General features: G+C 71.2%; 26 protein-coding genes and 1 pseudogene. 14 read left to right on the forward strand and 13 right to left on the reverse strand.

What is annotated here, in order from left to right:
• Window positions 1-47: 47 nt before the first annotated feature.
• Complete coding sequence (serB, locus tag ACFZDE_RS36140) at window positions 48-1,274, forward strand: phosphoserine phosphatase SerB (protein ID WP_391210196.1); 1,227 nt, start codon at window positions 48-50, stop codon at window positions 1,272-1,274.
• A gap of 63 nt (window positions 1,275-1,337) precedes the next feature.
• Here serB and ACFZDE_RS36145 read toward each other — a convergent pair whose 3' ends face one another.
• The 4 genes from ACFZDE_RS36145 to ACFZDE_RS36160 all read right to left on the reverse strand — a co-directional run bounded on the left by ACFZDE_RS36145 (window position 1,338) and on the right by ACFZDE_RS36160 (window position 3,970).
• On the reverse strand, window positions 1,338-1,856 hold the full coding sequence (locus tag ACFZDE_RS36145; protein WP_391005607.1) for a histidine phosphatase family protein: 519 nt from the start codon (window positions 1,854-1,856) through the stop codon (window positions 1,338-1,340).
• A gap of 65 nt (window positions 1,857-1,921) precedes the next feature.
• Window positions 1,922-2,128: a hypothetical protein gene (locus ACFZDE_RS36150; RefSeq protein ID WP_391005605.1), complete on the reverse strand. Its 207-nt coding sequence runs from the start codon at window positions 2,126-2,128 to the stop codon at window positions 1,922-1,924.
• A gap of 165 nt (window positions 2,129-2,293) precedes the next feature.
• Window positions 2,294-2,410 carry an SGM_5486 family transporter-associated protein gene (locus tag ACFZDE_RS36155; RefSeq protein WP_097215821.1) on the reverse strand — a complete coding sequence of 39 codons (117 nt, stop codon included), beginning with the start codon at window positions 2,408-2,410 and terminating at the stop codon, window positions 2,294-2,296.
• Between the two features lie 69 nt (window positions 2,411-2,479).
• On the reverse strand, window positions 2,480-3,970 hold the full coding sequence (locus ACFZDE_RS36160) for an MFS transporter (RefSeq protein ID WP_391210209.1): 1,491 nt from the start codon (window positions 3,968-3,970) through the stop codon (window positions 2,480-2,482).
• A gap of 70 nt (window positions 3,971-4,040) precedes the next feature.
• Here ACFZDE_RS36160 and ACFZDE_RS36165 point away from each other — a divergent pair, with 70 nt between their 5' ends.
• Window positions 4,041-4,733, forward strand: coding sequence for a FadR/GntR family transcriptional regulator (locus ACFZDE_RS36165; RefSeq protein WP_031104173.1), 693 nt, complete (start codon window positions 4,041-4,043; stop codon window positions 4,731-4,733).
• Between the two features lie 18 nt (window positions 4,734-4,751).
• Here the strand turns inward: ACFZDE_RS36165 and ACFZDE_RS36170 are convergent, their stop codons facing one another.
• From ACFZDE_RS36170 to fabG, 3 genes are all read right to left on the reverse strand, one after another.
• Window positions 4,752-5,102 carry a hypothetical protein gene (locus ACFZDE_RS36170; protein WP_391210215.1) on the reverse strand — a complete coding sequence of 117 codons (351 nt, stop codon included), beginning with the start codon at window positions 5,100-5,102 and terminating at the stop codon, window positions 4,752-4,754.
• Between the two features lie 161 nt (window positions 5,103-5,263).
• The gene (gene fabI, locus ACFZDE_RS36175) at window positions 5,264-6,031 is read right to left on the reverse strand and encodes an enoyl-ACP reductase FabI (RefSeq protein ID WP_355812066.1); all 768 of its coding nucleotides are present in this window, start codon (window positions 6,029-6,031) and stop codon (window positions 5,264-5,266) included.
• Between the two features lie 5 nt (window positions 6,032-6,036).
• Window positions 6,037-6,756, reverse strand: a complete 720-nt coding sequence (gene fabG, locus ACFZDE_RS36180) for a 3-oxoacyl-[acyl-carrier-protein] reductase (protein WP_391005597.1) — start codon at window positions 6,754-6,756, stop codon at window positions 6,037-6,039.
• A 269-nt stretch (window positions 6,757-7,025) separates the two neighbouring features.
• Here fabG and ACFZDE_RS36185 point away from each other — a divergent pair, with 269 nt between their 5' ends.
• Genes ACFZDE_RS36185 through tyrS form a run of 3 tightly spaced genes read left to right on the forward strand, consistent with a single transcriptional unit; the run spans window position 7,026 to window position 11,265 of the window.
• Window positions 7,026-8,549 carry a metallopeptidase TldD-related protein gene (locus ACFZDE_RS36185; RefSeq protein WP_391210225.1) on the forward strand — a complete coding sequence of 508 codons (1,524 nt, stop codon included), beginning with the start codon at window positions 7,026-7,028 and terminating at the stop codon, window positions 8,547-8,549.
• Window positions 8,546-9,940: a metallopeptidase TldD-related protein gene (locus ACFZDE_RS36190; protein WP_391210231.1), complete on the forward strand. Its 1,395-nt coding sequence runs from the start codon at window positions 8,546-8,548 to the stop codon at window positions 9,938-9,940. Before ACFZDE_RS36185 ends, ACFZDE_RS36190 begins: the two co-directional genes overlap by 4 nt.
• Before the next feature lie 56 nt (window positions 9,941-9,996).
• On the forward strand, window positions 9,997-11,265 hold the full coding sequence (gene tyrS / locus ACFZDE_RS36195; RefSeq protein WP_391005591.1) for a tyrosine--tRNA ligase: 1,269 nt from the start codon (window positions 9,997-9,999) through the stop codon (window positions 11,263-11,265).
• Between the two features lie 59 nt (window positions 11,266-11,324).
• Here tyrS and ACFZDE_RS36200 read toward each other — a convergent pair whose 3' ends face one another.
• Complete coding sequence (locus ACFZDE_RS36200; protein WP_391005589.1) at window positions 11,325-11,600, reverse strand: GlsB/YeaQ/YmgE family stress response membrane protein; 276 nt, start codon at window positions 11,598-11,600, stop codon at window positions 11,325-11,327.
• A 245-nt stretch (window positions 11,601-11,845) separates the two neighbouring features.
• Here ACFZDE_RS36200 and ACFZDE_RS36205 point away from each other — a divergent pair, with 245 nt between their 5' ends.
• Complete coding sequence (locus ACFZDE_RS36205) at window positions 11,846-12,241, forward strand: DUF3099 domain-containing protein (protein ID WP_391210244.1); 396 nt, start codon at window positions 11,846-11,848, stop codon at window positions 12,239-12,241.
• A gap of 259 nt (window positions 12,242-12,500) precedes the next feature.
• Window positions 12,501-12,713 (forward strand): hypothetical protein, encoded by a 213-nt coding sequence (locus ACFZDE_RS36210; RefSeq protein ID WP_391005585.1) that lies wholly within the window; start codon window positions 12,501-12,503, stop codon window positions 12,711-12,713.
• 3 nt (window positions 12,714-12,716) lie between these two features.
• Here the strand turns inward: ACFZDE_RS36210 and moaA are convergent, their stop codons facing one another.
• The 3 genes from moaA to ACFZDE_RS36225 all read right to left on the reverse strand — a co-directional run bounded on the left by moaA (window position 12,717) and on the right by ACFZDE_RS36225 (window position 15,873).
• A complete protein-coding gene (gene moaA / locus ACFZDE_RS36215; RefSeq protein ID WP_391210252.1) occupies window positions 12,717-13,706 on the reverse strand; it encodes a GTP 3',8-cyclase MoaA in 990 nt (329 codons plus the stop codon).
• Between the two features lie 170 nt (window positions 13,707-13,876).
• Window positions 13,877-15,520, reverse strand: coding sequence for a cation acetate symporter (locus tag ACFZDE_RS36220; RefSeq protein ID WP_391210257.1), 1,644 nt, complete (start codon window positions 15,518-15,520; stop codon window positions 13,877-13,879).
• Window positions 15,517-15,873, reverse strand: coding sequence for a DUF485 domain-containing protein (locus ACFZDE_RS36225; RefSeq protein ID WP_391005579.1), 357 nt, complete (start codon window positions 15,871-15,873; stop codon window positions 15,517-15,519). Before ACFZDE_RS36225 ends, ACFZDE_RS36220 begins: the two co-directional genes overlap by 4 nt.
• Window positions 15,874-16,127: 254 nt before the next feature.
• Between ACFZDE_RS36225 and ACFZDE_RS36230 the strand changes: the two genes are divergently transcribed.
• The 3 genes from ACFZDE_RS36230 to ACFZDE_RS36240 all read left to right on the forward strand — a co-directional run bounded on the left by ACFZDE_RS36230 (window position 16,128) and on the right by ACFZDE_RS36240 (window position 20,409).
• Window positions 16,128-17,657: a S8 family serine peptidase gene (locus ACFZDE_RS36230; RefSeq protein WP_391210264.1), complete on the forward strand. Its 1,530-nt coding sequence runs from the start codon at window positions 16,128-16,130 to the stop codon at window positions 17,655-17,657.
• Window positions 17,658-17,718: 61 nt separating this feature from the next.
• On the forward strand, window positions 17,719-19,248 hold the full coding sequence (locus tag ACFZDE_RS36235; protein ID WP_391210272.1) for a S8 family serine peptidase: 1,530 nt from the start codon (window positions 17,719-17,721) through the stop codon (window positions 19,246-19,248).
• 132 nt (window positions 19,249-19,380) lie between these two features.
• Window positions 19,381-20,409 carry a CopD family protein gene (locus ACFZDE_RS36240; RefSeq protein WP_391210278.1) on the forward strand — a complete coding sequence of 343 codons (1,029 nt, stop codon included), beginning with the start codon at window positions 19,381-19,383 and terminating at the stop codon, window positions 20,407-20,409.
• Between the two features lie 21 nt (window positions 20,410-20,430).
• Here the strand turns inward: ACFZDE_RS36240 and ACFZDE_RS36245 are convergent, their stop codons facing one another.
• Window positions 20,431-21,111, reverse strand: coding sequence for a lysoplasmalogenase family protein (locus ACFZDE_RS36245; protein WP_391210285.1), 681 nt, complete (start codon window positions 21,109-21,111; stop codon window positions 20,431-20,433).
• 410 nt (window positions 21,112-21,521) lie between these two features.
• Window positions 21,522-22,370: pseudogene (locus ACFZDE_RS36250) on the reverse strand (sterol desaturase family protein); the annotation flags it as partial.
• A 279-nt stretch (window positions 22,371-22,649) separates the two neighbouring features.
• On the opposite strand from ACFZDE_RS36250, the gene ACFZDE_RS36255 reads away from it, so the two are divergent.
• The 4 genes from ACFZDE_RS36255 (at window position 22,650) to ACFZDE_RS36270 (ending at window position 26,680) form a co-directional block, all read left to right on the forward strand.
• Window positions 22,650-23,651 (forward strand): DEDDh family exonuclease, encoded by a 1,002-nt coding sequence (locus ACFZDE_RS36255; RefSeq protein WP_391210289.1) that lies wholly within the window; start codon window positions 22,650-22,652, stop codon window positions 23,649-23,651.
• Window positions 23,652-23,730: 79 nt separating this feature from the next.
• Window positions 23,731-23,964 (forward strand): hypothetical protein, encoded by a 234-nt coding sequence (locus ACFZDE_RS36260; RefSeq protein ID WP_078615365.1) that lies wholly within the window; start codon window positions 23,731-23,733, stop codon window positions 23,962-23,964.
• Window positions 23,965-24,013: 49 nt separating this feature from the next.
• Entirely contained in the window at window positions 24,014-24,811 is a 798-nt protein-coding gene (locus ACFZDE_RS36265) for an SURF1 family cytochrome oxidase biogenesis protein (protein WP_391210294.1), read from the forward strand.
• Window positions 24,812-24,895: 84 nt separating this feature from the next.
• On the forward strand, window positions 24,896-26,680 hold the full coding sequence (locus ACFZDE_RS36270) for a glycoside hydrolase family 15 protein (protein WP_391210300.1): 1,785 nt from the start codon (window positions 24,896-24,898) through the stop codon (window positions 26,678-26,680).
• The last annotated feature ends 2 nt before the right edge of the window (window positions 26,681-26,682 follow it).

The following is a 26,682-nucleotide window of genomic DNA, read 5'->3' on the forward strand; positions in this document are numbered from 1 at the left end:
GACCTCGGGGGCGGTACGGCCCGCCCGCCGGATACGGTGGAACCACCATGAGCGCTTCGCAGATTTCGTCTTCCGACGTCCCTGCCGACGTCCCCACCCTCCTTGTGAAGATCTTCGGCAAGGACAGGCCGGGCATCACCGCCGGGCTCTTCGACACCCTCGCCGCCTACTCCGTCGACGTCGTCGACATCGAGCAGGTCGTCACCCGTGGCCGGATCGTGCTGTGCGCGCTCGTGACCGAGCCGCCTCCCGGGCTTGAGGGGGATCTGCGGGCGACGGTGCACAGCTGGGCCGAGTCGATGAAGATGCAGGCGGAGATCATCTCCGGCCTCGGCGACAACCGCCCGCGTGGGCTCGGCCGCTCCCTGGTCACCGTGCTCGGGCACCCGCTCACCGCCGAGGCAGCGGCCGCGATCGCCGCCCGGATCACCAAGACCGGCGGCAACATCGACCGTATCTTCCGGCTCGCCAAGTACCCCGTGACCGCCGTGGAGTTCGCCGTCTCCGGCGTGGAGACCGAACCGCTGCGCACCGCCCTGGTGACCGATGCCGCGCGGCTCGGTATCGATGTGGCGGTCGTGGCCGCCGGGCTGTACCGGCGCGCGCAGCGCCTGGTCGTCATGGACGTCGACTCGACGCTGATCCAGGACGAGGTCATCGAGCTGTTCGCCGCACACGCCGGCTGCGAGGACAAGGTCGCCGAGGTGACGGCGGCCGCGATGCGCGGGGAGCTGGACTTCGAGCAGTCCCTGCACGCCCGGGTGGCGCTGCTGGAGGGGCTGGACGCCTCGGTCGTGGACAAGGTGCGCAGCGAGGTGCGGCTGACGCCGGGTGCCCGCACCCTGATCCGTACGCTGAAGCGCCTGGGCTACCAAGTCGGTGTCGTCTCGGGTGGGTTCACCCAGGTCACGGACGATCTCAAGGAGCGCCTCGGGCTGGACTTCGCCCACGCCAACACCCTGGAGATCGTCGACGGCAGGCTGACGGGCAAGGTCACCGGCGAGATCGTCGACCGGGCAGGCAAGGCGCGGCTGCTGCGCCGGTTCGCGGCGGAGGCGGGTGTGCCGCTGTCGCAGACCGTGGCGATCGGTGACGGTGCCAACGACCTGGACATGCTGAACGCGGCCGGTCTCGGGGTCGCCTTCAACGCCAAGCCGGTGGTGCGCGAGGCCGCGCACGCCGCCGTGAACTTCCCCTTCCTCGATACCGTCCTGTACCTGCTGGGCGTCACACGCGAAGAGGTCGAGGCGGCGGACACCGTCGACATCGACTGAACCGGGACCGCCCGGGAAGGGCCCGGCGCCGCCCGGCGCCGGGCTCTGTTCACACGGAGATCGTCACTCGGCCGGGGCCCAGTAGTCCCGCAGCGCGGCCACGCCCGGCTCCAGGCTCTTCCACGTGCCGCCGAACGACAGCACGGCGAAGGCGGCGGCCGGGAAGCCGCGGCGGGTCATCCGCTCGCGGGCCTCGTCCTCGCCCGAGCCCGCCAGGACCTCGCCGAGGCCCTGGATGCCCGGGTTGTGCCCGATCATGAGGAGGTTCCGCACGTCGTCGGGGGTCTCGTTGAGCAGGGCGATCAGCTCGCCCGGCGAGGCCTCGTAGATCCGCTCCTCGTAGACGGTTTTCGGCCGCTGCGGGAACTCCTGGACGGCGAGCTTCCAGGTCTCCCGGGTCCGGACCGCGGTGGAGCACAGGGCCAGGTCGAAGGCGATACCGGTGTCGGTCAGCCTGCGCCCGGCCTCCGCCGCATCCATTCGGCCCCGGTCGGCGAGCGGACGCTCGTGGTCCGTGACCTGTGGCCAGTCGGCTTTCGCATGGCGGAAGAGGACAATCCTGCGGGGTTCTGCGACGCTCATGAGATCCAGCTTCGCATGAAACACGCCACGGGGCGCAGGGAGTTGACCACGGTGTTCGGCCGTGATCAGCGGGTTATGAGCTGCTGCAGGTGCTCGAAGAGCCGGGTGATCGCGGGGTCGCCGGTGGCGGCGTGGGCCTCGGAGGGGTTCAGGATCAGGGCGAGCAGTGCGGTGAAGGCCAGCACGGGCAGGGCGAGGGCCCACCAGGGCAGCCGCCCGGCGGCACCGGCTCGGGGCGCCGGGCGGGGCCGCGTGTGCGTAGGGGCCGACATGGGTGCCTCCGCTCTTCGAGTGGTCGCTGACCGCCTCGCGGTCACACACTCGAAGCTACGGAACGTCCGGCTGCCAACCCATCCGGTGATCCACCCACTTGACCCTGACCCTCACCCCCTAGGGGACAGGGGGGCCAGCCCCACCATGGGCCGCGTGAGCGCGGGTCATGGCGAGGCGATGGTCGCGATGACGGCGATGACGATGAAGATCGCGAAGAAGGCGCCGAAGACGAGCAGCATCTTCTTCTGACCGTGCTGGGGATTCGGGTCGAGCACTGGCATGGGGCCAGTCTCCCACCCCCCGTACCGGCCGGATGCCCCGGGGTGACCACCTCTCCCGGGCCCGGGGGCTCAGCGGGCGGCCTCGTCCTCCACCGTGCGGTCCCGGCCGGCCAGGACGCCGACGACCATCTGCGGGATCATCAGGGCGCTCATCAGTGCGATCGGCAGGCCCCAGCCGCCGCTGTGCTGGTAGAGCACGCCCACCAGGAGCGGTCCGGGGATGGAGATGAGGTAGCCGGTGCTCTGCGCGAACGCCGACAGCTGGGCCACGCCCGGGCCGGTCCTGGCCCGCATGCCGACCATGGTCAGGGCGAGCGGGAAGGCGCAGTTGGCGATGCCGAGCAGCACGGCCCAGGCCCAGGCGCCGTCGGCGGGGGCGAGGTAGAGACCGGCGTAGCCGACGAGGCCGCAGACGCCCAGGGCGAGCACGATCGGGCCCTGGTGGGGCAGCCGGGTGGCCAGGCGGGGTATGACGAACGCCAGGGGCACGCCCATCACCATGGTGACCGCCAGCAGCAGGCCCGCGGTGCCGGCGGGGACACCGGCGTCCCGGAAGATCTGCGCCATCCAGCCCATGGTGATGTAGGCGGCGGTGGCCTGGAGGCCGAAGAAGACGGCCAGGGCCCAGGCGGTACGGCTGCGGGCCATGCGCAGCCGGGGCGCCTCCACGCGCGCGTGCTCCTCGGACCGTGTCGGTGCGGATGCGTCCCGGCCCCGCGCGGAGGGGGCACCGGCGGACAGGTCACCGGTGGACGCGCCACCGGCAGCGGCATCACCGGCAGGGGCGTCACCAGCAGGGGCGTCACCAGCAGCGGCGTCACCGGCAGGGGCGTCACCGGCGGTCGCCTCGCCGCCCCTCGCGGCCCGCGCGGGCTTCTCCCCCGCCCCGGCGGGCGTGACGCGTGCCCTTACGAAGGGCAGCCACGGCAGGACGGCCGCCACGGCGAGGCCCGCCCACAGGGCCAGGCCGGTCTGCCAGCTGCCGCCGAGGGTGTCGGTCAGGGGGACCGTCACCGCGGCCGCGAGGGAGGTGCCGAGGGCGAGGGCCATGGAGTACAGGCCGGTCATGGATCCCACGCGGTCGGGGAACCAGTGCTTGACGATGACCGGCATCAGGACGTTGCTGACCGCGATGCCCATGAGGGCCAGGGCGCTGCCCGCCAGGAACCCGGCCGTGCCGCCCGCGTACGGGCGTATCAGCAGGCCCGTGGCGATGGCGACCATGCCGGCGCACACGACGGCTCCGGCGCCGAACCGGCGGGCGAGCCGCGGGGCCATGACACCGAAGACGGCGAAGCACAGCGGCGGCACGGAGGTGAGCAGCCCGGCCACGCTGCCGCTCATGCCCAGCCCGTCGCGGACCTCCTCCAGGAGGGCTCCGAGGCTGGTGATGGCGGGGCGGAGGTTCAGCGCGGACAGCACGATGCCGAGGACGAGCAGTCGCATCGTCCACGCGCGCGTGGACGCGCCGTCCGCCTTCCCGGCGTCGTGCGGGGCCGATCCGCGTACGGTCGGGGGCGTCATCGTCCGGGTTTCCTCACCAGCCATGAGACCCATCATAGAATCATGGGATGATTGACTGTCCACTCCACGGCTGCCCCAGGGCGCCCCGGTCGTGCGAAGGTGTGCCATGCCACTGAGCCATCCCCGCCGCTCGGCCCTGTCCGAGCAGGTCATCGCCGCGCTGCGGGCCCAGATCACCTCGGGCGAGTGGCCGGTCGGCTCCCGGATCCCGACCGAGCCGGAACTGGTCGAGCAGCTGGGTGTCGCCCGCAACACGGTCCGTGAGGCCGTCCGCGCCCTGTCGCACAACGGCCTGCTCGACATCCGCCAGGGCTCCGGCACATACGTGGTGGCGACGAGCGAGCTGGCGGGCGTGATGCAGCGGCGGTTCGCCGAGGCCGACCCCCGGCACATCGCCGAGCTGCGCTCCACCCTGGAGTCGGCCGCCGCCCGGCTGGCCGCCGAGCGGCGCACGGAGAAGGACCTCAAGCAGCTCGACGCGCTGCTGCTGCGGCGCGAGGAGGCCTGGGAGTCGGGCGACAAGGAGGCGTTCGTGACCGCGGACGCGACGTTCCACCTGGCCGTGGTGTCCGCGTCCCACAACGACGTGATGACGGCCATGTACGCGGACCTGGGCGAGGTACTGCGGGACTGGCTGCGCGAGGACGTCGGCGAGAAGCTCACGCCGGAGACGCACATGGACCACGGGCGGTTGCTGGAGGCGATCCGCGCGGGCGAGGCGGACACGGCCGCGGCGGAGGCGGCCCGCTACCCGTTCCTGTGCCGGCTGGGCGGCGTCACCTCCCCCACCGGCGACTGACACCCCCGCCGGGCTCGCTCAGCTCTCCCGCCGGTGGCTGATCCACACGTCGCCGACCTCTTTCCAGCACCGTCCCGTCAGCCGCACCGTCTGCGCGGGCCCGGCCTCGATCGGTGCGCTGTCGGTGTCGATGTCCCACCAGCGGGCGCACTCGACGTGCAGGCTCACATGGTCGGGCTCCGGGTAGGGGTTGTGGCAGTACGCGGTCACCTTGGAGCCGGTCACGCGGATCCGGCACGCGGCGCCGAAGGGATCGGCGGACTCCCGCTCGTCGGCGGGCACGCGCGCGTGGGGCGCCGCCTCGTACGCCAGGGTCAGCAGGAGCGCGACGGCGAGGGACACTGAGGCCGTTCTGCGGGACAAGCGCACAAGGGGACCTCCTCGGCCGTGCTGGGGAGGGACTCGGATGGTGAACGCGTACTCCAGAGTGCCCAGTTGCGGGCCACCCCCGCCCGGCCGGCTGCGCCGAACGGGTGACGCCCCGCCCCCCGCGCGCGGCGGGAGACGGGGCGTCGAGGACGTACGGGAGATCAGGCTCCGATGGCGTGCAGACCGCCGTCGACGTGGACGATCTCGCCCGTGGTCTTGGGGAACCAGTCGCTCAGCAGGGCGACGACACCGCGGCCGGCCGGCTCGGGGTCCTTCAGGTCCCACTCCAGCGGGGAGCGGTCGTCCCACACGGAGGCCAGCTCGCTGAAGCCCGGGATGGACTTGGCCGCCATGGAGCCGAGCGGACCGGCCGAGACCAGGTTGCAGCGGATGTTCTGCTTGCCCAGGTCACGGGCCATGTAGCGGCTCGTGGCCTCCAGCGCCGCCTTGGCCGGGCCCATCCAGTCGTACTGCGGCCAGGCGAACTGCGCGTCGAACGTCAGACCGACGACGGAGCCGCCGTTCTGCATCAGCGGCAGGCAGGCCATGGTGAGCGACTTCAGGGAGTACGCCGAGACGTGCATGGCCGTGGCGACCGACTCGAACGGCGTGTTGAGGAAGTTGCCGCCGAGGGCGTCCTGCGGGGCGAAGCCGATGGAGTGCACGACACCGTCGAGGCCGCCGAGCTCCTCGCCGACGATGTCGGCGAGCCGCCCGAGGTGCTCGTCGTTGGTCACGTCGAGCTCGATGACCTTGGCGGGCTTGGGGAGCTTCTTCGCGATGCGCTCGGTCAGCGTGGGCCGCGGGAACGCCGTGAGGATGATCTCGGCGCCCTGCTCCTGGGCCAGCTTGGCGGTGTGGAAGGCGATGGAGGACTCCGTCAGCACACCCGTGATCAGGATGCGCTTGCCCTCGAGAATTCCGCTCATGGTGATCAGTGACCCATTCCCAGTCCGCCGTCAACGGGGATGACGGCTCCAGTGATGTACGAGGCGTCGTCCGAGGCGAGGAACCGCACCGTCGCGGCGATCTCCTCCGGCTGCGCGTACCGGCCGAGCGGCACCTGCTTCACGATGCCCTCGCGCTGCTCGTCGGTGAGCACCTTGGTCATGTCGGTGTCGACGAAGCCGGGCGCGACGACGTTGAAGGTGAGGTTGCGCGAGCCCAGCTCACGGGCGAGGGAGCGCGCGAAGCCGACCAGGGCGGCCTTGGAGGCGGCGTAGTTCGCCTGACCCGGGCCGCCGTACAGACCGACGACCGACGAGATGAGGACCACGCGGCCCTTCTTGGCGCGCAGCATGCCGCGGTTGGCCCGCTTGACGACCCGGAAGGTGCCGGTGAGGTTGGTGTCGATGACCGAGGTGAAGTCCTCCTCGGACATGCGCATCAGGAGCTGGTCCTTGGTGATGCCGGCGTTGGCGACGAGGACCTCGACGGGGCCGTGGGTCTCCTCGATCTCCTTGTAGGCCTGCTCCACCTGCTCGGTGTCGGTGATGTCGCACTTGACGGCCAGGCAGCCCAGTTCCGTCAGGGCGGCGGGCGGCTCACCCGAGCGGTACGTGATGGCGACCTTGTCGCCGGCATCGGCGAAAGCGCGGGCGATGGCGAGGCCGATGCCCCGGTTGCCTCCGGTGACGAGAACCGAGCGGCTCAACGGATCACCCTTTCGATAGCGGTCTGATGCCCGCCCGGCCGCCTGGAGGACAGGCGGTGACGACAGGCGGCTTCTTCGAAAACCTATCGGTCCGGGTGCGCCCGCGGACAATCGGGCACCGACAGTGGCGTACGGGACTCACTGTCGGGTCCCTACAGAAACCCGCCGTCCCGGCTCGGGAAACTCGTGGCCCGCGCGCGGGATGGACGACATGATCGGTCAGGCACGACGTACGGCAACCACGGTCACCTCGACAGAAAGAGACGGCGGTGCCTCATACCATCGACGAGGCCTTCACGGCCCTCCCCCTACGCGCCCTCGCCGACGCGGCCCTCGCACGCGCGCGTGCGCTGGGCGCCGAGCACGCGGACTTCCGGTTCGAGCGGGTGCGGGGCGCCTCCTGGCGGTTCCGGGACGCCAAGCCGGCCGGGTCCTCGGACACCACCGACCTCGGGTACGCGGTGCGGGTGGTGCACGGCGGTACGTGGGGTTTCGCGTCCGGCGTCGACCTCACCATGGACGCCGCCGCCCGGGTCGCCGGGCAGGCGGTGGCGATGGCCAAGCTGTCCGCCCAGGTGATCAAGGCGGCGGGGTCGGACGAGCGTGTGGAGCTGGCCGCCGAGCCGGTGCACGCGGACAAGACGTGGATCTCCTCGTACGAGATCGACCCCTTCTCCGTGCCCGACGAGGACAAGGCCGGGCTGATCGCGCAGTGGAGCGCGCGGCTGCTGGCGGCCGACGGCGTCGACCACGTCGACTCCTCGCTGCTCACCGTTCACGAGAACAAGTTCTACGCCGACACCGCGGGGACGGTGACCACGCAGCAGCGGGTGCGGCTGCACCCGGTGTTCAACGCCGTGTCCGTGGACGAATCGAGCGGCGAGTTCGACTCGATGCGCACCCTCGCGCCGCCGGTGGGACGCGGCTGGGAGTACCTGACGGGCACCGGCTGGGACTGGGCGGGCGAGCTGGAACGGATCCCGGAGCTGCTCGCCGAGAAGATGCGCGCGCCGAGCGTGGAGCCGGGTCTGTACGACCTGGTCGTCGATCCGTCCAACCTGTGGCTGACCATCCACGAGTCCATCGGGCACGCCACCGAGCTGGACCGGGCGCTGGGCTACGAGGCCGCCTACGCCGGCACCTCCTTCGCCACCTTCGACCAGCTCGGCAAGCTGCGCTACGGCTCGGAGCTGATGAACGTCACCGGCGACCGCACCGCCGAGCACGGTCTGGCCACCATCGGCTACGACGACGAGGGCGTCCAGGGCCAGTCCTGGGACCTGGTCAGGAACGGCACGCTCGTCGGCTACCAGCTGGACCGGCGGATCGCGAAGCTCACCGGCTTCGAGCGCTCCAACGGCTGCACCTACGCCGACTCCCCCGGGCACGTGCCGGTGCAGCGCATGGCGAACGTGTCGTTGCAGCCGGACCCGGCGGGGATGTCGACCGAGGACCTGATCGGGGGTGTGGAGCGCGGCATCTACGTCGTCGGCGACCGGTCCTGGTCGATCGACATGCAGCGCTACAACTTCCAGTTCACCGGCCAGCGCTTCTACCGCATCGAGAACGGGCGGCTCGCCGGTCAGCTGCGCGATGTGGCCTACCAGGCGACGACCACCGACTTCTGGGGCTCGATGTCGGCGGTGGGCGGGCCGCAGACCTATGTGCTCGGCGGCGCCTTCAACTGCGGCAAGGCCCAGCCGGGGCAGGTCGCGGCCGTCTCGCACGGCTGCCCGTCGGCCCTCTTCAAGGGCGTCAACATCTTGAACACGACTCAGGAGGCCGGTCGATGAGCGCGCGTTCCAGCAAGCCGCACGAGGTCGTCGAGCGCGCCCTCGAACTGTCCCGGGCGGACGGCTGTGTCGTCATCGCCGACGAGCAGTCCACCGCGAACCTGCGCTGGGCGGGCAACGCGCTGACCACGAACGGCGTCACCCGCGGGCGCACGCTCACCGTCGTCGCCACGGTCGACGGCAAGGAGGGCACGGCCTCCGGCGTCGTGTCGCGGTCCGCCGTGACCCCCGACGAGCTGGAGCCCCTGGTGCGGGCCGCCGAGGCCGCCGCGCGCGGCGCCGGGCCCGCCGAGGACGCCCAGCCGCTGGTCACGGGTGCGGCGCCGGCGCCGGAGTTCACCGAGGCGCCGGCCGAGACCTCCTCCGCCGTGTTCGCCGACTTCGCCCCCGCCCTCGGCGAGGCCTTCGCACGCGCGCGTGCGGGCGGCCGCGAGCTGTACGGCTTCGCCAACCACGAGCTGGTGTCCTCGTACATCGGCACCTCCACGGGGCTGCGGCTGCGGCACGACCAGCCGAACGGGACGCTGGAGCTGAACGCCAAGTCACCGGACCGGACCCGGTCGGCGTGGGCCGGGCGCTCCACGCGGGACTTCAAGGACGTCGACCAGGCGGCCCTGGACGCGGAGCTGGCGGTACGCCTCGGGTGGGCCGAGCGGCGCGTCGAGCTGCCCGCCGGGCGCTACGAGACGCTGCTGCCGCCGACGGCCGTGGCGGACCTGCTGATCTATCTGATGTGGTCGGCGTCGGGCCGGGACGCGGTGGAGGGCCGCACGGTGTTCTCCAAGCCCGGCGGGGGCACGCGGGTCGGCGAGAAGCTGACCGATCTGCCGCTGACCCTGCGCAGCGACCCGAACGAGCCGGGCCTGGAGTCGGCGCCGTTCGTGATCGCGCACTCCTCCGGGGGCGATCAGTCGGTGTTCGACAACGGGCTGCCGCTGACGGCCACCGAGTGGATCCGCGAGGGCGAGCTGCGGCATCTGACCACCAGCAGGCACAGCGCGGGCCTGACCGGGCTGCCGGTGGCGCCGGTGATCGACAACGTCATGCTGGACGGGGGTGAGGACCGCTCCCTGGAGGAAATGGTCGCGAACACCGAGCAGGGGCTGCTGCTGACCTGCCTGTGGTACATCCGCGAGGTCGACCCGGCGTCGCTGCTGCTCACCGGTCTGACCCGGGACGGGGTCTACCTGGTCGAGAACGGCGAGGTGACGGGCGAGGTGAACAACTTCCGGTTCAACGAGTCGCCGGTCGGGGTGCTGGGCCGGGCCACGGAGGCGGGGCGGACCGAGAAGACGCTGCCGCGGGAATGGAGCGACTGGTTCACCAGGGCGGCCATGCCCGCGCTGCGGGTCCCGGATTTCAATATGAGCTCCGTCAGTCAGGGCGTATAACCTCGTAGTCGGCTGTCACCCGACTGCCCGAAGATCATCGAGGAGACACGAGAACCGTGACGGACATCGTCGACGAGCTGAAGTGGCGCGGGCTGTTCGCCCTGTCCACTGACGAGGACGCTTTGCGCAAGGCGCTCGCGGACGGTCCCGTCACGTTCTATTGCGGTTTCGACCCGACGGCGCCGTCGCTGCACGTGGGGCACTTGGTGCAGGTGCTCACCGTGCGCCGGCTCCAGCAGGCCGGTCACCGGCCGCTGGCGCTGGTCGGCGGTGCCACGGGCCTGATCGGCGACCCGCGCCCGACCGCGGAGCGCACGCTGAACGACCCGGAGACGGTCACCGGTTGGGTCGCCAAGCTGCGCGCCCAGATCGAGCCCTTCCTGGACTTCGAGGGCGAGAACGCGGCCGTCATGGTCAACAACCTCGACTGGACGGAGAACCTCTCCGCGATCGAGTTCCTCCGTGACATCGGCAAGCACTTCCGCGTCAACAAGATGCTGACGAAGGACTCCGTGGCCCGCCGCCTGGAGTCCTCCGAGGGCATCAGCTACACGGAGTTCAGCTACCAGCTGCTCCAGGGCATGGACTTCCTCCAGCTGTACCGGCGCTACGGCTGCACGCTCCAGCAGGGCGGCAGCGACCAGTGGGGCAACCTCACGGCGGGCCTGGACCTGATCCACCGCCTGGAGCCGGACGCGACCGCGCACGCGCTGGCGACGCCGCTGATGACCAAGGCGGACGGCACCAAGTTCGGCAAGACCGAGGGCGGCGCCGTCTGGCTCGACCCGGAGATGACGACGCCGTACGCGTTCTACCAGTTCTGGCTGAACGTGGACGACCGGGACATCTCCCGGTACATGCGCATCCTGTCCTTCCGCTCCCGCGCGGAGCTGGAGGAGCTGGAGCGGCAGACCGAGGAGCGTCCGCAGGCCCGGGCCGCGCAGCGCGCGCTGGCCGAGGAGCTGACGACGCTGGTGCACGGCGCCGATCAGACGGCCGCCGTGATCGCCGCGTCCAAGGCCCTGTTCGGCCAGGGCGAGCTGGCGGAGCTGGACGAGCGGACGCTGGCCGCGGCCCTGTCGGAGGTGCCGCACATCCAGGTCGCCGAGCTCGGTCCGGCCGTGGACCTGTTCGCCGAGGTCGGCCTGGTGGCCAGCAAGTCTGCCGCGCGCCGCACGGTCAAGGAGGGCGGCGCCTACGTGAACAACGTCAAGGTCGCCGGCGAGGACGCCGTCCCCGCCAAGGAGGACCTGCTGCACGGCCGCTGGCTGGTGCTGCGCCGGGGCAAGAAGAACCTGGCCGCGGTCGAGGTCACGAGCGGCTGAGCGCACGAGGGAGGGGGCGGTCTCCACCGGGGAGGCCGCCCCCTTCGCCGTGCACCCCGTTATGCCCTCTGTTTGTCTCCCCTGGCCGCCGTCCAGGCCCGGTCGCCGAGACCGACCAGGATGACCGCCATCACCAGCTGGAAGACATGCCGCCACCAGTCGATCCCCGCTGTGGCGTCGACACCGGCCGCCCGGGCGATGGCGTTGCCGGCGATGCCGCCGATCATGCCCAGGATCACGGTCAGCCACAGGGGAAGGTGTTGCTTGCCCGGAATGATCGCCTTGGCGATCAGGCCGAGTACCAGTCCTACGATGATCGCCCACAACCAGCCCATCACTGCCTCCTTGTGCGGCTCGACGTGAGCACTACGGCCAGTGTCGGCCCAGGAACCGTACGCCGCATGCCGGCGCGGGCCGTCCGTGGGACGGCGCAGACCGTCCGGACCGGTGGTGCGCCACCCGGTCTCGTAGCGGGCGCGGACGCGGCGTACCGTGGGAACTGCCCTGGTCCGGGTTCCCCGTCCGGCCGAGGGCGGCCACGGGGCGGGGAGAGTCCGATACGGGCGGATGGTGGAATGCGATGCGGAAGCAGCATGGCGGCGGCAGCGTCCAGGTTTTCCGGATCACCGGCGCCCGGACGGGACTTCAGGAGGACGTACGCGGGCGGCAGCGCCGGTACGTGATCTCGATGACGGTCCGCACGATCTCCGTGGTCCTCGCGGCCACGTTGTGGAACGTCGAACGGCATGTCGCCATCGTGGCGTTGGTGCTCGGGCTGGTGCTGCCGTACATCGCGGTGGTGATCGCGAACGCGGGGCGCGAGAACGCGCCGTCTCTGCCGTCGACGTTCGTGGTGTCGCAGTCGCGCCCGATGATCGCGCCGCCGGAGCCCGGTGACGGGCGGGCGGAATCCGTCCCGGAAGACGCCGTGTCCGAGCCGGTGCCGGGTGCGGGGAGCGAAGCGCACGAGCGGTAGGGACGCCGGGGGGAGATCATGGGCGGTCGCGAGGGGAAGTCACCTTCACGCCAAGCTCAAGAAAAGCTCAGATCAATCATGTTGTTCCAGTGCCGGGCTCGGGGTTACCCGTGACATACTTCGTACGCGCTCCGCATCCCCCGTCGGAGCGACGGACCGACGCCGGGCAGCTCCCCCCGTGGCTGCTCGGCGTCGCCTTTTGTGCCGTGATGATGTGCACGTATTGATGTGCAGTGATGTGCAGTGGTGAGACGAAGCCGTGAGTGACGAGACGCCCATCTGTTCCGCGAAGGGCTGCCGCGCCGACGCCGTGTGGGTGCTGGCGTGGAACAACCCGAAGATCCACACGCCGGAGCGGCGCAAGACGTGGCTGGCCTGTGAGGAGCACCGCGAGCACCTGTCGCAGTTCCTGGGGGTGCGGGGGTTCCTGAAGGACGTCGTCCTGCTGAAGGAGTGGGAGGCGACGAGCTAGGCGTCAGCCGCCGATCGCCGACATCGGCCTCTCGGGCTGCACGAACGTCGGGTCGTCCAGGCCCGCTCCCGCCTTCTTGCCCCACATCGCCAGGCGCCAGATGCGGGCGATCTCCTCGTCGGGGGCGCCCGAGCGCAGTGCGGCACGCAGGTCCGTCTCCTCCTGGGCGAACAGGCAGGTGCGGACCTGGCCGTCGGCCGTGAGGCGGGTGCGGTCGCAGGCCGCGCAGAAGGGGCGGGTCACGGAGGCGATGACACCGACGACATGCGGGCCGCCGTCGACGAGCCAGCGCTCCGCCGGGGCCGAGCCGCGCTTGTCCTCGCCCTCGGCGGTCAGGTCGAAGCGGGTGCGCAGGGAGGTCAGGATGTCCCCGGCCGTGATCATGCCGTCGCGCTTCCAGCCGTGCTGGGCGTCCAGGGGCATCTGCTCGATGAAGCGCAGCTCGTAGTCGTGCTCCACGGCCCAGGCGAGGAGGTCGGGGGCCTCGTCGTCGTTCAGCCCCGGCATCAGGACCGAGTTGACCTTGACCGGGGTCAGGCCGGCGTCACGGGCGGCGTGCAGGCCCTCGATGACGTCCTTGTGGCGGTCGCGGCGGGTGAGGGTCTTGAAGACGTCCGGGCGGAGCGTGTCCAGGGAGACGTTGACCCGGTCCAGGCCCGCCTCCTTCAGGGCCGCCGCCGTGCGCTTGAGGCCGATGCCGTTGGTCGTCAGCGACATCTGGGGGCGCGGGTCCAGGGCCGCGACGCGCTCGACGATGCCGACCAGGCCCGGGCGCAGCAGCGGCTCGCCGCCGGTGAAGCGGACCTCCTCGATGCCGAGGGAGGTGACCGCGATGTCGATGAGGCGGACGATCTCGTCGTCGCTGAGCAGGTCCGGCTTGGCCAGCCACTGCAGGCCCTCCTCGGGCATGCAGTACGTACAGCGCAGGTTGCACCGGTCGGTCAGTGAGACCCTCAGGTCGGTGGCCACCCGGCCGTAGGTGTCGATGAGCACGTGGGCCCCCTCCCTCGTCGCGGAACTTGCGTGCGGCACTGCTTTTCCGACACTGCGAGCCTACGTGACCCCACCGACAACGCCACAGGCCCGATCCCACGACGTGGAACGCGGCCGGGCCGCAGGGACCTGGAGGTTCCTACGACTCGGCCGCGTGGCAGGGGTCGTGCTCAGTGGGCTCCGGTGCCGGTCAGGGACCGGACCTCCAGCTCCGCGTACTTCTTGGCGTCGGGCTCCTCCTTGGACAGGACCGTGCCGAGCCAGCCCATGAGGAAGCCGAACGGGATGGAGATGATGCCCGGGTTCTTCAGCGGGAACCAGGCGAAGTCGACCTCGGGGAACATCGCCTTGGGGTCGCCGGAGACGACGGGCGAGAACAGCACCAGGCCGACGGCGACGATCAGACCGCCGTAGATCGACCACAGCGCGCCCTGGGTGGTGAACCGCTTCCAGAAGAGGCTGTAGAGGATCGTCGGGAGGTTGGCGGAGGCCGCGACCGCGAAGGCGAGGGCGACCAGGCCGGCCACGTTCAGGTCGCGGGCCAGGGCGCCCAGGCCGATCGAGATGACGCCGATGAAGACGGTCGCCCAGCGGGCCGCGCGGACCTCCTCGGCGCCGGATGCCTTGCCCTTGCGGATGACGTTGGCGTAGATGTCGTGCGCGAAGGACGACGACGAGGCCAGAGTGAGGCCGGCGACGACGGCGAGGATCGTCGCGAAGGCCACCGCCGAGATCGTGGCGAGCAGGATCGCGCCCCACGTCGAGTCGACACCGCCCAGGTGCAGGGCGAGCAGGGGTGCCGCCGTGTTCCCGGACGGGTTGGAGGCGATGATCTCCTCCTGCGAGATGAGCGCGGCGGCGCCGAAGCCGAGCGCGATCGTCATCAGGTAGAAGCCGCCGATGATGCCGATGGCCCAGTTCACGGACTTACGGGCGGCCTTGGCGTCGGGCACCGTGTAGAAGCGGATCAGGATGTGCGGCAGGCCGGCGGTGCCGAGGACCAGGGCGATGCCCAGGGAGATGAAGTCCAGCTTGGAGGTGCCGGTCGCGCCGTACTGCAGGCCGGGCTCCAGGAAGGCGGCGCCCTTGCCGCTGTTCTCGGCGGCGGTGCCGAGCAGGTCGGAGATGTTGAAGTTGAACTTCATCAGCACCAGGAAGGTGATCAGGATGGTGCCGCCGATGAGCAGCACGGCCTTGACCATCTGCACCCAGGTGGTGCCCTTCATACCGCCGATGGAGACGTAGACGATCATCAGCACGCCGACCAGGGCGACGATGAGGATCTTGCCTGCGTCGGAGGTGATGCCGAGCAGCAGCGAGACGAGGACGCCCGCGCCGGCCATCTGCGCGAGCAGGTAGAAGATCGACACCACGATGGTGGAGGTGCCGGCGGCGGTGCGGACCGGGCGCTGGCGCATGCGGTAGGCGAGGACGTCGCCCATGGTGTAGCGGCCGGAGTTCCTCAGTGGTTCGGCGACCAGAAGCAGGGCGACCAGCCAGGCGACCAGGAAGCCGATGGAGTAGAGGAAGCCGTCGTAGCCGAAGATGGCGATGGCGCCCGCGATGCCGAGGAACGAGGCGGCGGACATGTAGTCGCCGGAGACGGCGAGGCCGTTCTGGAAGGCGCTGAACTGGCGGCCACCGGCGTAGAAGTCGGCGGCGTCCTTGGTCTGGCGGCCCGCCCAGATGGTGATGCCGAGGGTCGCGAGCACGAACAGCGCGAACAGGGTGATGATCAGCGGGCGGTGCTCGCTGGCCTCGTTCGCGGCGAGGAAGTGCTGCTGGGCGAGGACTGTCTGCTGTACGGGGCTCATGCGCCGTTCTCCATCCGGGTCTTGATGGCCTCGGCCTTGGGGTCGAGCTTCGCGGCGGCGTGCCGCGAGTACCACCAGGCGATGAGGAACGTGGTGATGAACTGGGCGACGCCGAGGACGAAGGCGACGTTGATGTTGCCGAAGAGCTTGGTGCCCATGAAGCCGCCCGCGTAGTTCGAGAGCAGGACGTACAGCAGGTACCAGGCGATGAAGCCGACGGTCAGCGGGAAGGCGAAGGAGCGGTAGGAGCGGCGCAGTTCACCGAACTCCGCGCTCTCCTGCACCTCGGTGAACTCCTCGGGTGAGGGGAGCTTGTGTTGTTCTTTCGAGGGGGGCGGTGCGTCGGCGGCCACGGAGTCTCCTCGCAGGGACGGAAGCGGTTGTGAACAAGGGCGGAGGCGAACGTCCTCGCGCTCCTAGTTCAACGTCACGGCGGCACGCGGGAACCGGTTCAAACGCCTCGCGTTCTTTCCGAAGTCGTTTCGACAAAGCGTTGCTGGCCAGCGAGAGGCCGGGATAGCTTCGCCCTGCACCATCACGTCATGTACCTGCCCGAGCACCACCTGTGCCTCGGGCCGGTTTCGTTTCCGGAGGATGTGGAGACCCCATGTCTCACTTGCGTTCCAGACGCCGGCTCGCTCTCGCCGTGCCCGTCGTGCTGTCCCTGACGGCCTCGCTGGGCTTCCTGCCGGCCGCCGCGTCGGCGGCCCCCCAGGCGGAGCCGGCCACCCGGGCGGCGGACGCGCCGAGCCTGGCGTACGTCGTCAATACCAAGGCGGACCGCCACACGATCGCATCGGTGAAGAAGGCGATTGCGAAGGCCGGCGGTTCGGTCGTGACGGCGTACGAGCGGATCGGCGTCATCGTCGTCCACTCCTCGAACGCCGACTTCGCCAAGACGATCCGCAAGGCCCGCGGGGTCCAGTCCGCGGGTGCGACGCGTACGGCGCCGCTGACGGCCGCGGGGACGAAGGAGGAGGGCGCGGTCGAGTACCTGACGGGCGCCCAGGCGAAGCGCACCGAGGCCGCCTCGGCGAGGACGCCCGAGAGCGAGCCCCTCGAGGCGGACCAGTGGGATCTGCGCGCGATCGGCGCCGACAAGGCCGCGAAGATCAACCCGGGCAGCCGCAAGGTGACCGTCGCCGTGATCGACACCGGCGTCGACGACACCCACCCCGACATCGCCCCGAACTTCTCCGCGTCGCAGTCCGCCAACTGCGCCGGCGGCAAGCCCGACACCAGTGAGGGCGCCTGGCGTCCGTACACCGCGGACGACTACCACGGCACGCATGTCGCGGGTGAGATAGCCGCCGCCCGCAACGGCGTGGGCGTGGCGGGCGTCGCTCCCGGTGTGAAGGTGTCCAGCATCAACGTGACCGACCGGGCGAACGGCCTCTTCTACCCGGAGAGCGTCGTGTGCGCGTTCGTGTTCGCCGCCGACCACGGCGTCGAGATCACGAACAACAGCTACTACGTCGACCCGTGGCTGTACAACTGCATGGACGACCCGGACCAGCGCGCCGTCGTCACCGCGGTCAACAGGGCGCAGCTGTACGCCCAGAAGAAGGGCACGCTGCACGTCGCCGCCGCGGGCAACTCCAACCACGACCTGGACTCGGACGCGATCGTCGACGACTCCAGCCCGAACGACACCACGCCCGCCGAGCGCACCATCGACCCGCACGAGTGCCTCGACATCCCGACGCAGCTGCCGGGTGTCGTCACGGTGAGCTCGACGGGTGTCGACAACGTGAAGTCGTACTTCTCGACGTACGGCAAGGGCGTCGTGGACGTCGCGGCGCCGGGTGGCGACGGGCGCTACCAGATCCCGGACACGCCCTCGAAGAACGGCCGCATCCTGTCCACCATGCCGAACGGCGCGTGGGGCTTCCTCCAGGGCACCTCGATGGCCTCGCCGCACGCCGCCGGGGTCGCCGCGCTGCTGAAGTCCAAGCACCCCTGGGCGTCTCCGGCCCAGCTCCAGGCGCTGCTGAAGGCGCAGGCCGACGAGACCGCCTGCCCCGCCTCCTACGACCAGGACGGCGACGGCACCCAGGACGCGGACTGCAAGGGCGGCAAGCGCCTCAACGGCTTCTACGGGAACGGCATCGTCAACGCGCTGCGCGCGGTCAAGTGACCCGGCCCGCCACCGAGACCTCCGCAAGATCAGCTCGTACCGTGAACGAACTGGAGACACCATGACTGCGCCGTACGCGCGCTACCGTCGCGCCGCCGCGATCCCGGCCGGGATGGCCATGGCCACGGCCCTCGCGTTCCTGCCGAACACCGCGGCCACGGCCGCCGAGGACGCCCCCGCTCCCGCGGCGGCCGCCCGGGCCGACGCGACCCCGCTCAGCTATGTCGTCAACGTCAGGCCGGGGCATGGCACTTCGGCGCATGTGAAGAAGGCCGTTGGGAAGGCCGGCGGCACGATCGTGACGTCGTACGACCAGATCGGCGTCATCGTCGTCCACTCCTCGAACCCCGACTTCGCCAAGACCATCCGCAAGGTCCGTGGCGTGCAGTCGGCGGGCGCCACCCGTACCGCGCCGCTGCCGTCGGCGTCGACCGGTGACCTGGGCGCGCCGAAGGTGCTGAGCGCGGCCGAGGTCGCCGCGGCCGACGCCCCCGCCGGGCAGGACCCGCTGCAGCCGCAGCAGTGGGACCTGCCGGCCATCAAGGCGGACAAGGCGCACGAGAGGACGCTGGGCAGCAAGAAGGTCACGGTCGCCGTGATCGACACCGGTGTCGACGACACCCACCCCGATATCGCGCCCAACTTCGACCGCAAGGCGTCGGTCAACTGTGTGACGGGCAAGCCGGACACGGCCGACGGGGCCTGGCGGCCGAGCGCGCAGGAGAGCCCGCACGGCACCCATGTCGCCGGTGAGATCGCCGCCGCCAAGAACGGCGTCGGCATGACCGGTGTCGCGCCCGGGGTGAAGGTCTCCGGCATCAAGGTGTCCACCACGGCCGGCTTCTTCTACACCGAGGCCGTGGTCTGCGGCTTCGTGTGGGCGGCCGAGCACGGGGTCGACGTGACGAACAACAGCTATTACACGGACCCCTGGTACTTCAACTGCAAGAACGACCCGGACCAGAAGGCGCTCGTGGAGGCCGTGGGCCGGGCCTCGCGGTACGCGGAGAAGAAGGGCGCGGTCAACGTCGCCGCGGCCGGCAACGAGAACTACGACCTCGCCTCCGACGAGATCACCGACCCGTCGTCCCCGAACGACACGACGCCGGGCGACCGGGTCGTCGACCCCTCGAAGTGCCTCGACATCCCGACGCAGCTGCCGGGTGTCGTCACAGTCGCCTCGACGGGCGCGAAGGGCATCAAGTCGTCCTTCTCCAACCACGGTCTGGGCGTGGTCGACATAGCCGCCCCGGGCGGCGACTCGACCGCCTACCAGAAGCCGGACGCACCGGCCACGAGCGGCCTCATCCTGGGCACGCTGCCGGGCGGCAAGTGGGGCTACATGGCCGGTACGTCGATGGCGTCGCCGCACGTGGCGGGCGTCGCCGCGCTCATCAAGTCGACGCACCCGTACGCCTCTCCGGCGCTGGTGAAGGCCCTGCTGTACGCGGAGGCCGACGCCACGCCGTGCACGGACCCGTACGACATCGACTCCGACGGCAAGATCGACGCGGTGTGCGAGGGCTCGAAGAACCGCAACGGCTTCTACGGCTGGGGCATCGCGGACGCGCTGGACGCGGTGCGGAAGTAGCACGCGTGTGAGGTGATCCGGGCCGGGCGGGGGTATCCGCCCGGCCCGTTTCATGCCTGCGGCGCGGGTCCTCGCGCGTCGATCTGTACGGCCGACTTGCCCGAGGGTGTGAAGGTTGGTGAAGATCCTGGGGTGACTTCGCCGAGACCGATACCCGAGGTGGCCGATGCTGCGCGCGGCCCGCTGCGGCCCACCGGTGCGGGCCGGGCCGTGGCCGTTCTGGTGCTGGTGGCCCTCGCCGCGTCGATCCCGCTGCTCGGGCCGTCCGCCGCGCTGCACGGCACCGGTGAGGCCGAGGTGCCCGGCGCCGGCGGCATGGCGCTGCTGCGTACGGTGCTCTTCGCGGCGCTGTGCGTACCCGTCGGCGAGCTGTTCGTGAACCGGCTGGCGCGGTCGCTGCCCGGGACACCGGCCGGGCCCCCGGCCCTGCCCCGCAGCTGGTCCCCCGTCGCGGCCGCCGCCGGTTTCGCCGCCGCCGTCGGGCTCGCCACGTTCGTGTCCACCGGCAATCTCGTGCCGGGCGAGGTGGCGGACATCGACGTCGGCGGACTGTACTCCTCCCGGGACGGCAAGCTGGCCCTGCTGGAGGTCAACGCGTTTCTCGTGGCGGGGCTGTGCGCCGTGTCACGCCGGCCGGGCACCCAGGTGTGGCCGCTGGCCGCCGTGGTCGTCGCCGAGGCCCTGCGCGCCCACCCCACGACCGAGCACAGCCCGCTCATCGGCTCGGGGCTGACACTCGCCCATCTGACCTGTGCGGCGCTGTGGGCGGGGGGACTCCTGCACGCGCTGCGGGTCCTGCGGCACTGGTCCGGCCGGGACGACGCGGTGGCCGGTGCGGCCCTGCTGGGGCGGTACGCGCGCGTGGCGATGGTGCTGCTCGCCGCCATCACCGCGACGGGTGTGTGCAGTTCGCTGCGCCGGATGCCGCCGGAGACGGTCCTGGAGCAGCTGACGGGGACGGCGTACGGGCGGGCGCTGCTCGCCAAGGTGCTCCTCGTGGTGGCCGTCGCCGCCCTCGCCGGGTGGGCCCGGCGGCGGTTGCGCCGGGCGGCCGACCCGCTGACCGCCTGCGCACCGGCCCGGGCCGAGGTGGCCGCCCTGGGGCTGGCCGTCGCGGCGTCCGGACTGCTGACGGTGCTTCCGGTGCCCATCCGCTGGTGACGCCGCCACGCCCGGCCGTTCTCAGACGGCGCGCATCTCCCCGTACGTCGCGGCCGGTGCCCTGCGTGCGTCGAGCGCCCCGACGGTGCCACCGGCCAGCAGGGCCTGCGCGGCGATGTAGGTGAGCATGACCCAGACGTCCGGGCCGGGCGGTTGCGGCCACTCGGCGACGCCGGTCGCGATGAGGGTGTCGGACAGCAGGAACAACGCCCCGCCGCACCCGGCGAAGAGACCGAGCCGGGTGGCGGACCGGTAGGCCATGACGGTGAGCAGGAGGCTGTACCCGGCGACGGGCACACGCAGGCCGGGGGGCAGGTCCGGCCACAGCAGCGCGACGGTCGTGCACAGGGCGGTGGCGTAGCCGAGGGCCAGGACGCCCGCACGCGCGCGTGGGACCGCGTCGCGGCTGCCGTGCCTCGCGAACAGCACGAGGTAGCAGACGTGTCCCGCCGCGAAGGAGGCCATGCCCGCGAGGAAGGCCGGCTCGGCGTCCGACAGCAGCAGGACGTCTCCGCCCCAGCCGAACAGCAGGGCTGCCAGGAGCGGCCGGGGCGCCTCGCGCAGGGCAGCCCACAGCGCCAGGAGCGGCATCAGCAGGGGCTTGACGACGGCGTGCCCGGCGTCGAACCCGGCCGCGAGGCAGCCGAGGTCGCCGGCGGCGGCGAGACCGAAGGCGACCAGGAGGAGTCGCGAGCGACTCACGCCGAGGCACTCTCGGCGGCGGGAGCGGACGCGGGAGCGGACCCGGGAACGGGCCCGGAGTCGGCGACGGATGCGGGGGCGGGAACGGGCGCGGGCTCGGCGACAGGTGCGGGGGCGGGTCCGGGCGCGGACCCGGACTTGGCAACGGATGCGAGCGCGGGCTCGGCGACAGGTGCGGGCGCGAGTCCGGACGCGGGAACGGGCCCGGGCGCGGCAGCGGAGCCGGGCGCAGGAACGGGCGCCGACCCAGCGGTGGATGTGGGTCCGGGAACGGGCGCACGCTCGGCGACGAGCGCGGGCCCGGGCGCGGGCGAGGGCGCGGCGACGGGTGCGGCCAGGGGCGCGTGCGCGGGAGCAGTCGGCGGAGCCGGAACGGCGGGTGGCGGCGGCGCCGGAACGGCGGGGGGCGGCGGAGCCGGTGTCGCCGGTGTGCCTGGGCCCCAGCCCGGGCCGCGGAACACGCGCCCCGCCCGCTCGCGCCAACTCCGCGCCGTTCTCAGGTCCTTGGCGATGGACACGTACTCGTGGGTGGCGACCTTGAGCAGGTTGTAGGTGTCGATGTTCTTGGTCAGTCCGTAGCGGGGCCGTTCGGTCTCGGCGGCGAACGAGCCGAACAGCCGGTCCCAGACGATGAGGATGCCGCCGAAGTTGCGGTCCAGGTAACTGCCCTGCGAGGCGTGGTGGACGCGGTGGTGGGAGGGCGTGTTGAAGACGAACTCGAACCAGCGGGGCATCCGGTCGATGCGCTCGGTGTGGATCCAGAACTGGTAGACGAGGCTCGCGGAGGAGCAGAACGCCAGCGCGGCGGGGTGGACACCGGCGATGACGAGAGGAACGTAGAACGGCCACACGGTCAGGGACGTCCAGGGCTGGCGCAGCGCGGTGGTGAGATTGAACCTCCGGCTGGAGTGGTGGACGACATGACTGGCCCACAGGATGCGGACGACGTGGTGGCCACGGTGGGACCAGTAGTAGAGGAAGTCCTGTCCGAGCAGCATCAGCGGGACGGTCCACCACAGCACGGGCACGCGCAGCGGGGTGAGTTCGTACAGGGCGGTGTAGATCGCCAGGATCGGGATCTTCCAGAGGAAGTCGAAGAAGAGGCTGCCGAGCCCCATGCCGACGCTGGTCGCGGCGTCCTTGGCCTCGTAGCCCTGCTCGTCCTCGTCGGGATGGAAGCGGTAGCTCACCATCTCGACCGCGGCGAGCAGCACGAAGGCGGGGATGGACCACAGCACGACGTCGGGCAGGTTCGGCATGCAAGCACCGTAGGACCGGCGCCCCGGCCCCGGCCAGACGTTGTTACCGACAAGTATGACCGGCGGTACGCGCTTGCTTCTTGGCGGTCTCCGCCAATCCGATACGGGACGAAGCGGGACGCCGCCGGGCGAGACGTACACCTGATCGACTGAGTATCGATCAGACGTACGCCCCGTGAAGGGACAGACCGGACAACACACCTGAGGGGGCGTCGGACAATCCCGGAGGACGCACCTGGCGGACGGAGCTGTCAGTCGCGGCCCGTATCCTCAGGAACCATGCTGGAAGACCTCACGACCGCAGTGTTCTCCGCCACGCCGTGGCCGGCCGCGTATCCCAAGGGGTACGCGGTCGTTGACGTGGAGACCACGGGCCTGGCCCGGGACGACCGCATCATCTCCGCGGCGGTCTACCGGCTGGATGAGCGCGGCGACGTCGAGGACCACTGGTACACAACCGTCAACCCCGAGCGCGACCCGGGACCGGTGTGGATCCACGGGCTGACGAGCGAGGCGCTGGAGGGGGCGCCCCTCTTCCCTGACATCGCCGAGGAGTTCACCGCCCGGCTGGACGGCCGGGTGCTCGTCGCGCACAACGCCGTCTTCGACTGGCAGATGATCGCCCGGGAGTACGCACGCGCCGAGCGCGAGGCGCCGGTGCGGCAGCGGCTGTGCACCATCGCGCTCTCCAAGGAGCTCGGGCTGCCGCTGCCCAACCACAAGCTGGAGTCCCTCGCCGCGCACTTCGGCGTCGTCCAGCAGCGGGCGCACCACGCTCTGGACGACGCACGCGTACTGGCGGAGGCGTTCCGCCCGAGCCTGCGGGCCGCGGCGGCGAAGAACGTACGGCTGCCGCTGCACGAGTGCCGGCCGCTGACCGAGTGGACGGACCGCCCCGCCGCGCCCCGCATCGGGCAGCAGGCGGGCCCGGGAGGCTACGGCAGCTACCGACCGAGCAGCTGGCGCCCGTCCCGCAAGCGCCCCGCCTGCCCCTACCCCAACCCCGGGCGGTACGAGCCGGGCGGGCGGCTCAAGCAGGGCATGCGGGTCGCCTTCTCCGGCGACACCTCCACCGAGCGGGACCTGCTGGAGGACCGCGCGACCGAGGCCGGGCTGCATGTGGCCACCAGCCTGTCCCGGCTCACCAGCCTGCTCGTGACCAACGACCCGGACTCGGGCACCTCCAAGGTCGTCAAGGCCCGGCAGTTCGGCACGCCGGTCGTGGACGAGGCGGCGTTCGGGCAACTGCTGGCGGATGTGGAGCCGGCGTCGCAGGGGTGACCGTACGGACGGGTGATTGCCGGGCGACTCGCCCGGCGCCCGCTCGCCCGCGCGGGGGCGACGGCCCACCCTGTGGCGCATGGCGACCTGTGAGGTATGTGGCAATCAGTACGGAATGACCTTCGAGGTGCACGCGCAGGGCGCGGTGCACGTCTTCGACTGCTTCTCCTGCGCGATCCACCGTATGGCCCCCATCTGCGAGCACTGCCGGGTGCAGATCATCGGCCAGGGCGTCGAGGTCGAGGGCCACTGGTACTGCGGCGCTCACTGCGCCCGCGCGGAGGGAAAGGCAGGGATCGTCGACAAGGTGTGACCCCGTACCCGCCTGAATGCACCCCACGACCGAGTTGTACGGTCGTGGGGTGTACCGCTTCCTGATGTCCCGGCAGTGGGTGATCCTCACGCTGATCGCCCTGCTTCTCATCCCCACGATGATCAGGCTGGGCATCTGGCAGATGCATCGCTACGAGGAGCGCACCGCCCGGAACCAGCTGGTCACCGACGCGCTGGCGGCCGAGCCGGTGCCCGTGGAGCGGCTGACGGCGCCCGGGCACACCGTGACCAGCGCCGAGCGCTACCGCACGGTGACGGCGAAGGGCCGCTTCGACACGGCGAACGAGGTCGTCGTCCGGCGCCGCACCAACGCCGACGACGAGGTCGGCTACCACGTGCTGACCCCGTTCGTCCTGAAGGACGGCAAGGTGCTGCTGGTCAACCGCGGCTGGATCCCCTCCGACGGTCCGAGCCAGACCACGTTCCCGAAGATCCCGGCACCGCCGGGCGGCGAGGTCACCGTCAAGGGGCGGCTGATGCCCGACGAGACGACCGCGACGAGCGGCATCAAGAACCTCGAAGGCCTGCCCGACCGGCAGATCATGCTGATCAACAGCGAGCAGCAGGCCCGGCGCCTGGACGCCCGGGTGCTCGGCGGCTACATCGCCCAGATCTCCCCCGAGCCCAAGGGCGACACCCCCGAGCTGATGGGCAACCCGGGCAAGGAGGACGCGGCGCTGAACTACGCGTACGCCATCCAGTGGTGGCTGTTCGCCGCGGCCGTCCCGGTCGGCTGGACGGTGCTGGCCCGCCGCGAGGCCAGGGACCGGGCCCAGAAGGCGGCCGAGGCGGCCGACCCGAGCGAGGCCGAACCGGCGGCGGTGTAGAGCCGGCACGACGCCGGCCGGGGCGCATCACTCCCCCGGCCCCCGCCCTGATTGCCACGCCGAGTTGCCGGGAACCCGCACTCCGTGCACCCCAGCATCGAGGACTACGCGCTCATCGGCGACGAGCAGACCGCGGCCCTGGTCGGTACGGACGGATCCGTCGACTGGCTGTGCCTGCCCCGCTTCGACTCGGCCGCCTGCTTCGCCAGGATGCTCGGTGACGAGGACAACGGCTACTGGCGCATCGCCCCCGTGGGCGCGGACCGCTGCACCCGGCGCTCCTACCGCCCCGACACCCTCGTCCTGGACACCGAGTGGGAGACGGAGCGGGGAGCCGTCCGGGTCACCGACCTGATGCCCCAACGCGACCGCGCGCCCGACCTCGTACGCGTCGTCGAGGGCCTCGACGGCGAGGTGACACTGCACAGCGTCCTCAAGCTGCGCTTCGACTACGGCTCGATCATTCCGTGGGTGCGCCGGGCCGACGGCCACCGCGTCGCCGTCGCCGGCCCGGACTCGACCTGGCTGCGCAGCGAGCCGGAGGTGACCAGCTGGGGCGAGGACTACGGCACGCACGCGGAGTTCACCGTCAAGAAGGGCGAGAAGGTCGCGTTCGTCCTCACCTGGCACCCCTCCCACGAGCCGCGCCCACCGCTCGTCGACCCGTACGACGCGCTGCGCAACAGCGTGGAGGACTGGAGGGCCTGGGTCTCCCGCTGCCGCTACGACGGACCGTACCGGGACGCCGTCGTCCGCTCCCTGATCACCCTCAAGGCCCTCACCTACGCCCCGACGGGCGGCATCGTCGCCGCCGCCACCACCTCGCTGCCCGAGGAACCGGGCGGGGTGCGCAACTGGGACTACCGCTACTGCTGGCTGCGCGACTCCACCCTCACCCTGAACGCGCTCCTCGCCGCGGGCTACCAGGAGGAGGCGGAGGCCTGGCGCAACTGGCTGCTGCGCGCGGTCGCCGGCGACCCGGCGGACCTGCAGATCATGTACGGCGTGGCGGGCGAGCGACGGCTGCCCGAGTTCGAGCTGCCGTGGCTCTCCGGATTCGTCGGCTCCGCCCCCGTCCGCATCGGCAACGACGCCGTGAAACAGCTCCAGCTGGACGTCTACGGCGAGGTCATGGACTCGCTGTCGCTGGCCCGCGAGTCGGGCCTGTCGCCGCAGCCGGACGTGTGGGCGTTGCAGACGGCCCTGATGGACTTCCTGCGCACCCACTGGCAGCAGCCGGACGAGGGGCTGTGGGAGGTGCGCGGCGGCCGGCGCCAGTTCGTGCACTCCAAGGTGATGGTGTGGGTGGCCGTCGACCGGGCCGTGCGCACCCTGGAGCTCCATCCGGAGCTGGACGGCGACTTCGACGGCTGGCGCGCGCTGCGCGACGAGGTGCACCGGGAGGTGTGCGAGAAGGGCTACGACCCCGAACGCAACACCTTCACGCAGTCCTACGGCTCGCGCGAGCTGGACGCCGCGCTGCTGCTCATCCCACGCGTGGGATTTCTGCCCCCGGACGATCCGCGGGTGATCGGCACGATCGACGCGGTCCGCGAGGAGCTGGCCCACGGCGGCTTCCTGCGCCGCTACAGCACGGATGACGCGGACGTCGACGGGCTGCCCGGCGGCGAGGGCGCCTTCCTGGTGTGCTCGTACTGGCTCGCCGACGCCCTGCACATGACGGGTCGCACGAAGGAGGCCCGCGAGCTGTTCGAGCGGCTGGCGGGGCTCGCCAACGACGTCGGGCTGCTGTCGGAGGAGTTCGACCCGGTGACGGGCCGGCACCTCGGCAACTTCCCGCAGGCGTTCAGCCACATCGGGCTGGTGAACACGGCCCTCGCCCTGTTCGGTGGGGACGGGGCAGGATAGGG

The organism is Streptomyces sp. NPDC007929, from assembly GCF_042959065.1.
GTDB lineage: Bacteria > Actinomycetota > Actinomycetes > Streptomycetales > Streptomycetaceae > Streptomyces.

Excerpts from the sequence above, each read along its gene's own strand:
- serB (WP_391210196.1), top strand. The coding sequence starts at position 48 with ATGAGCGCTTCGCAGATTTCGTCTTCCGACGTCCCTGCCGACGTCCCC.
- ACFZDE_RS36145 (WP_391005607.1), bottom strand. The coding sequence starts at position 1,856 with ATGAGCGTCGCAGAACCCCGCAGGATTGTCCTCTTCCGCCATGCGAAA.
- ACFZDE_RS36150 (WP_391005605.1), bottom strand. The coding sequence starts at position 2,128 with ATGTCGGCCCCTACGCACACGCGGCCCCGCCCGGCGCCCCGAGCCGGT.
- ACFZDE_RS36155 (WP_097215821.1), bottom strand. The coding sequence starts at position 2,410 with ATGCCAGTGCTCGACCCGAATCCCCAGCACGGTCAGAAGAAGATGCTG.
- ACFZDE_RS36160 (WP_391210209.1), bottom strand. The coding sequence starts at position 3,970 with ATGATGGGTCTCATGGCTGGTGAGGAAACCCGGACGATGACGCCCCCG.
- ACFZDE_RS36165 (WP_031104173.1), top strand. The coding sequence starts at position 4,041 with ATGCCACTGAGCCATCCCCGCCGCTCGGCCCTGTCCGAGCAGGTCATC.
- fabI (WP_355812066.1), bottom strand. The coding sequence starts at position 6,031 with ATGAGCGGAATTCTCGAGGGCAAGCGCATCCTGATCACGGGTGTGCTG.
- ACFZDE_RS36190 (WP_391210231.1), top strand. The coding sequence starts at position 8,546 with ATGAGCGCGCGTTCCAGCAAGCCGCACGAGGTCGTCGAGCGCGCCCTC.
- ACFZDE_RS36200 (WP_391005589.1), bottom strand. The coding sequence starts at position 11,600 with ATGGGCTGGTTGTGGGCGATCATCGTAGGACTGGTACTCGGCCTGATC.
- ACFZDE_RS36205 (WP_391210244.1), top strand. The coding sequence starts at position 11,846 with ATGCGGAAGCAGCATGGCGGCGGCAGCGTCCAGGTTTTCCGGATCACC.
- ACFZDE_RS36220 (WP_391210257.1), bottom strand. The coding sequence starts at position 15,520 with ATGAGCCCCGTACAGCAGACAGTCCTCGCCCAGCAGCACTTCCTCGCC.
- ACFZDE_RS36230 (WP_391210264.1), top strand. The coding sequence starts at position 16,128 with ATGTCTCACTTGCGTTCCAGACGCCGGCTCGCTCTCGCCGTGCCCGTC.
- ACFZDE_RS36235 (WP_391210272.1), top strand. The coding sequence starts at position 17,719 with ATGACTGCGCCGTACGCGCGCTACCGTCGCGCCGCCGCGATCCCGGCC.
- ACFZDE_RS36255 (WP_391210289.1), top strand. The coding sequence starts at position 22,650 with ATGCTGGAAGACCTCACGACCGCAGTGTTCTCCGCCACGCCGTGGCCG.
- ACFZDE_RS36260 (WP_078615365.1), top strand. The coding sequence starts at position 23,731 with ATGGCGACCTGTGAGGTATGTGGCAATCAGTACGGAATGACCTTCGAG.